The sequence below is a fragment of the Dolichospermum sp. UHCC 0259 genome, from assembly GCF_009711935.1.
In the GTDB taxonomy this organism is placed as follows: Bacteria; Cyanobacteriota; Cyanobacteriia; order Cyanobacteriales; family Nostocaceae; genus Dolichospermum.
This window is the reverse complement of sequence record NZ_VIKX01000044.1, coordinates 9,259-10,545: the sequence shown is the minus strand read 5'-3', so window position 1 is coordinate 10,545 and position 1,287 is coordinate 9,259. Positions and strand designations below refer to the sequence as shown.

General features: G+C 42.1%; 1 protein-coding gene. It reads right to left on the bottom strand.

Features of this window, described 5'->3' with window-relative positions:
* Positions 1-10: 10 nt before the first annotated feature.
* Positions 11-1,287: hypothetical protein (locus FJR05_RS03830; RefSeq protein WP_254446695.1), on the bottom strand; the 1,277-nt coding region annotated here is incomplete at its 5' end.

Genomic DNA, 1,287 nt, shown 5'->3' with positions numbered 1-1,287 from the left:
TTTATTTTTTTCAAAATGAGAATTGCTGATTGGAAACAACAGTGCTAGATTGAGTTCGGGGTTGATTGACGATGCTACCTACTTTTCCCAAGCTACTGAGTAATCCCACCAACAAATCTTGTTGAGCAATTTCTGACCCCACATCATTGAGCTTTTGAGCAATCAATGGTCGCTTGTTGTTACCACGAATTAATAGTGTACTAGCTGGTATTGTTTCCTGTTTGACTGTACCTTGGGAGTCAGGATAAACTAAAGCGATCGCAGTAGCTGAAACTAAATTATTTTTTTTACCCACTGCTGTGGTTTTAGCGACGATAACAGTACCAACAGGAAGTGCCTCTGTACCATCTGTAGCTTTGAGAGGTTTAGTTAACTCCACAGCAAAGCGGTCATTGGGATTTTTACCACCCTCGTCCCATATCATCGGCATGATCACTTTAGCAGGCACAGAAGTACCCAGTGCTACATCCTTATTGCTGCTGACATTGGAATTGACTAAATTTGCAGGTGTACGGTTGAGGATACCCACCATACCGGGAGTTAAATTAGCTTGAGTATCAACACTTTTAGAGCCAATTAAAACTGTTTGTAGTTCAGCTTCTTGGGGATTGGGTGTACTTGATTTTAAGGTTTTGAGAGTTTGATTATTTGCTGTCGGTGTTGTTGGATTCTCTTGAGTTGAGGCTATTGTTGAGTTACCGATTTGTGACTGTCCCAAACTGGCTAATTTGTTCCATTGTTGCAAAGGATCAACATTATTTTCAGCTTGTTGTACTGGTCGTTGAATTGTTCGTGGGACTGTACGAGTTACAGGTGAATTTACCGAAGTTGGGGAAGAATACCGCCTAAGACTGGGTGCAGGTTCAGCAACTCTAACAGCAGTAGTGCGAGGTGAAATAGTCTGTCGGACTGTCCGTACTGGTGATGATGGTTGTGGTTTAGCTGGTGATGTTGGACTCGGAGATGTAGCAGAAATTGGTTTGACATTGAGTTGTTGCTGTTGATCTTGAAAAGCTAATCGGCTTTTAAGGTCAGCAGACTCATCTAAAACTGGTTCATTACTGGGAGAAGGATTAGCAGTTTTCGCCGCTTGTTTAGCAGGAGGTTTGGGTTGCAGAAATCCAAACCAGAGGGTTGAAGCAGAAGCAATAACCACTCCTACCAAAGCAACTACTGATACTAGACGGACACCAGGTTTTTCTGCTAACGGTCGTTCTATTGCTGTTTCTTGATCTTGTTTCAAGCGATATTCTTGAGAAATTAGTTGATTTGCAGTAGGGTTATGTC